The 4535-nt window shown below is 41.7% G+C and carries 2 protein-coding genes and 1 pseudogene; all 3 read right to left on the bottom strand.

Features of this window, described 5'->3' with window-relative positions; translation table 11 throughout:
- Window positions 1-456: 456 nt before the first annotated feature.
- Window positions 457-1731, bottom strand: a pseudogene (locus tag RMO35_RS25140) (FAD-dependent oxidoreductase).
- Window positions 1732-1960: 229 nt separating this feature from the next.
- Entirely contained in the window at window positions 1961-3496 is a 1536-nt protein-coding gene (locus tag RMO35_RS02205; RefSeq protein WP_309738257.1) for an NAD(P)/FAD-dependent oxidoreductase, read from the bottom strand.
- 491 nt (window positions 3497-3987) lie between these two features.
- Window positions 3988-4440, bottom strand: a complete 453-nt coding sequence (locus RMO35_RS02200; RefSeq protein ID WP_309738256.1) for a pyridoxamine 5'-phosphate oxidase family protein — start codon at window positions 4438-4440, stop codon at window positions 3988-3990.
- Window positions 4441-4535: the final 95 nt, after the last annotated feature.

Here is a 4535-nt window from a genome sequence, read left to right as displayed (position 1 = left end):
CTCGTTCATTCGCACAATTTCTAAATAAAAATATGCTATAAAGCTGCCATCTGGCCTCGAAGTAATCGATCGCAATGACTTCAATTTCAGATGGCAGCTAAATAACTATTCGATAAATTTATAATGCGAATTTATTAACTTTCATCCTAGACTGAAATTGTGAGGATGTCGTGAGGAAAACATATCTTAATCTATATATTCTTGCAAGCAATTATCTTAATATTTATTTCGTTATTTCTTAGAATATTGCAATTTTATTTACTACTCTTGATTGAAATTATCAAATCAGTCTATAGACATATAGACTGATTTTAGCTCGAATTTTCGATGGGATTTCAGTCTAAAGGAATAGACAAAAACTAAAAACCATACAAAAAATCTCCCAATATGAATATGAGGAGAAATTTGCTTGGAATATAATTTGAGCTAATTAAACTATATTTTCCAGATGGAAAGCTACAATCCGATCGAAATTCGTCCCCGTTTACTTTCAACGGAAGGAATAGACTCCAGACTCACGCCAATTAATTGAGCAACTCGAACAGCGGAAGTGATGGCTCCACCATGTAAACCATCACCAAGATATGCTCCCGCATGGTAAGTGTGATTCTCACCATTAGTCGCGACCACTTCATCGCGGTATCGAAAAGATTCCGTCGTATATAAAGGAGTGTGATGTGCTTGGGTATGAATAATTTGCTCTGGTGCAATTAATTCTTCTAGTTGGAATGATAGGAAATAATGCTGTGGTGATGAGATGCCACAAAGTTGATTGAGATAGCCGTTATACCCCCAGTGGGTAACAGTTTGAAAGAAATCAAATTCTGAGGGTTTATGGATGTCAAATCGATCGTACATCGCAGCATCTTTATGAACTATGCTAGTAATATGGTTAGCTTTCCAATTAGCAAACCGTTTGGTTTCAGCGGTAGTTGGATCGGCTAAAAGTGCCATTACTTGGTCTGGAGGCGTGGCAAATACAACTCGATCGAATTCCCGCATTTCACCTGTACACATCATTATTTTGACACCACCAGGACTTCGCAAAATCCGATCGATCTCCACACCCAATACAATCTTTCCCTGAAATCGCTCTAGAATTTTTTCAATATAAGTATACACACCACCTTTCACCCGCACCCAGTTAGTTGAAATGTAGGCACGTAACATTGGTATCGCTAATTATGCCGGAAAATCATCAATTAGTTCAAACGGAATTGAGTAACTATACATTGCTAGCAATTTCAGCCAAGTATCGCGAGCACTTGGATTATTTAGGTATTCCGAAAGTGGGAGACCTGCTAGATTTTGGAGATTTGCAAGTTGGATTCTCAACCATAAGCTAGCAGAACGCGCATAAAGGGTATCAAAGCGTAAATGTTCGATGAGGCGGTGAATACCTAAGAAGTTGTTGTTGGTGGTAACTGACGATAAAAAGCGATCGCCACTATTAAAAAACATCCCCGAACCAACACTCACAGGCTCTAGTTCGACATCTAATTCTGTCATCAATGCGATAAAATCTGTAAACGCAGTCGGAAATTCCAGCACCCCACCCTCAAGAATTTCTGTGCAATCCAATCGATCCGGCTTAACGTTTTTATTCAGCGTCCGAATATGTCCGCCTAAAATGGGTTGTCGTTCAAATACGGTGACATGATGCCCTTGTTTATCGAGCAGATAAGCTGATACCATCCCACTAGCTCCACCACCAATTACCGCAATTTTCATGTGTTAACCTCTTATGTAAAAAATCCCATCCTCGGAAGAGTTGGGTAAAAATCCCCTCCCGGGAGCGACGTTTTTATGTCTAGGGTTCCCCCCGAATAAAAAAACGTCAAGACAGCGAAAAGTGCGGGAACAGGGGTTCCCCCAAGTCGAGCACCTTTTCAAGACAGGGGTGCCCGTAGGGTGGGGTGGGTAGATTTACGCATCAAACAGACTCATGTGTTCCGGCTATTCAACCGCCCAAAATCGCATCCCCAGACAATCGTTGATACAACAACGCCCCCGTCCAAATTGTCGGTGCAAAACCTGGATAACCCGATGAAGCATTACAGAAGTAAAACTTGTCTAGTGAAGTTTCATGATTCAATCGCCCCAAACCCATATTGCGCGGAGTCAAAATCGAGCCGTAGGAATTCCCTTCAGGACACCAACAATAGCGTTCGTTAGTAGTCGGACTACCTGTAATCTCAAACACCAGATGCTTCCGAAAATTCGGCACATAATGTTTTTCGACCACATCGAGAATCGCATCTAAAATCTCTTGCTTTTTCTGCCTGTAAGCCTTGGGATCGCTATCGCGTAATTGCTTAAAGTAGGCATAGTTAGCAACAGTCAGAAATTCAACAATCTGACAATCTGCCGGACAATCTCGACTCGCCTCTGTCAATAAAGTGGGCGTGGTGATGGCAAAACTTGGATTAGAATAGTCATGTCGATCGTACATTTGGGCAAACGCTTCATTCAGGCTTTCGTGCCCCGTATGTGAGACATTCCACTTCCCAAATCCATAGTCGCGTAAGTCGATATCTTTGACAACGCAATAAACCATGTAGTTAGATGCCGAATATTCATAGTCGAGTTTTTTGCGTACAGCTTTAGAAAACTTGTCTAACCCGATCGTTTTTGCAGCTCGTTGAGGGTCGATATTACAGATTACCGTATCGCCCGTGAATTCTGCACTTTGATGAGTGGTGAGATTCGTTGCCTCAACTCCCATCACGGTTTTATTTACGACCCGAAAATTCGTGACTTCATGGTTGAGTAATACTTGTCCACCATTTGATTCGATGACTTTTACAAAAGAATTAATTACAGATTCAAAATGCTGCGTTGGGTAAAATGCTCCTGCTTGATAACCTCTAAATAATGCCACCCACGCAAAGAAAGAAAGTTGGTTGGGCGGTAGTAAAAAATCCAGCCATTGCAGGGCTAAAAGGGTCTGTGCGGCTTGGGGAAGCTGGAATTTATCAAATACATCCTGAAGGGTACTGTTGATGTTAGAGACAGTACTGAACGCCGCCTGGGGATGCTTGAGTAGTTCGATCGGTTTCAGTGGTGGTGCAACTATTTTCAAGCCTACACCAGTCTTCTCGACCTCATTTACAAATTGACGAATGTTGTGAACATGGTCGGGAAACAACGCAGATAATCGATCGATTAATACTTCTGGATCTGAAGGAGTATCCATTTCATAACCAGGCATTCGCATGTGGTCGAAACCATCAGGATCGTATCTTTCAAAGGTTACTTCCCGATCTAATCCTAGTTTTTTGAGTACCTTATTAACTGTTTGTCCTTCACCACAGTCCCAGACATAGTGAAATTGAGCGTTAAACGTATACTTTTTAGCCATTGTAAACGTATGCCCAAATCCACCTGGATGCTCGTGAGCTTCGAGGATTTGGACGGTTTTACCAGCATTTGCCATCAAAGCACCAAAGGTCAATGCGGATAAACCACTGCCGATAATCAGATAATCTGGCTGCATAGAACAGTTCCTCGAATCGTAAACATTAGTTATTTTTAGATAGATCGATTAGAAAAAGACTTTTCAAATTGCAAGCAATATTCTTCTCAATTTATAGCCCATTTTCCTTTAGTTTTCGGACAGTAATCCGTACAATCAACTGCTTGCTCAGTCATTACGGCTACTGGATGAAGAGCACATTTAAGAAAGTGATTATCGTTAAAATATTGACAACGAGAGCAGATAATTTTAGAAGGCAACTTGACGCTGAAAGAATGTTGCTTGCGGCTGCAAATGCAAGCATAAATTAACCCGCCTGTTGAAAGTATTACCAAGCTAACGATAACTCCCCATGAGACGACAGGCTGCACCAAGGGGGAAGCTGTATCCAGATTATCCATTCTTCGCTGGCTGGGCAAAAGTGAATTAGATGTCTCGATGACATTATTAGAGGCTTTGGGCATGAGCGTCGATCTTGCTGGCATTTGCATTTTTTCTCTCGAATCTAAAATTTATTGACGACTGCTCACACCATCAGTCGTGCGCCCACTCATTTCTCCCGATTCAATCTGATAAATCGACATAACTTCCGCACGTCCCCAGGAGTCAGTCCAAGTTCGATTAATTGCCGGAGAAAGGGTAGCATCACGCTGTTTGGCAATTTCGATTACTCGTTCTATCTCTGGTTTCGCTGTCAGATGTTTGGCTCGACCCATCACAATTGCACTCCGCCAATGTTCGGGACTATGTAACTCTTCAACCTGCAAACAAACATCAGGATCTGCGTCCATGTCATGAGTCTTCATCCCAACTGTTGTAAATAGGTAAATATTGCTATTTTCGAGATAATAGTGCATCGGCATTACACAAGGTTTGCCTTCATGGATGAAGCCCAGATGACCATACCCTACTTTATGTAGCAATTCGTGGATTTCGTCCTGTCCCATTTCATCGATATCTAACATGATTTTTCTCCTAAAATGTAACTAAACTGTAATATTCAATCGTAATAATTTGTGTTCTACTTCTGCTGAATCACCATGACCGAGCAAGGTGCATG

It is taken from the genome of Chamaesiphon sp. OTE_20_metabat_361 (assembly GCF_031364565.1).
Note: the sequence above shows the minus strand (reverse complement) of the source record. Positions and strands in the feature narration are given on the sequence as shown.

What these genes read in the sequence shown, in the direction of transcription:
- RMO35_RS02205 (WP_309738257.1), bottom strand. Translation starts at nt 3,496, where the DNA reads ATGCAGCCAGATTATCTGATTATCGGCAGTGGTTTATCCGCATTGACC.
- RMO35_RS02200 (WP_309738256.1), bottom strand. Translation starts at nt 4,440, where the DNA reads ATGTTAGATATCGATGAAATGGGACAGGACGAAATCCACGAATTGCTA.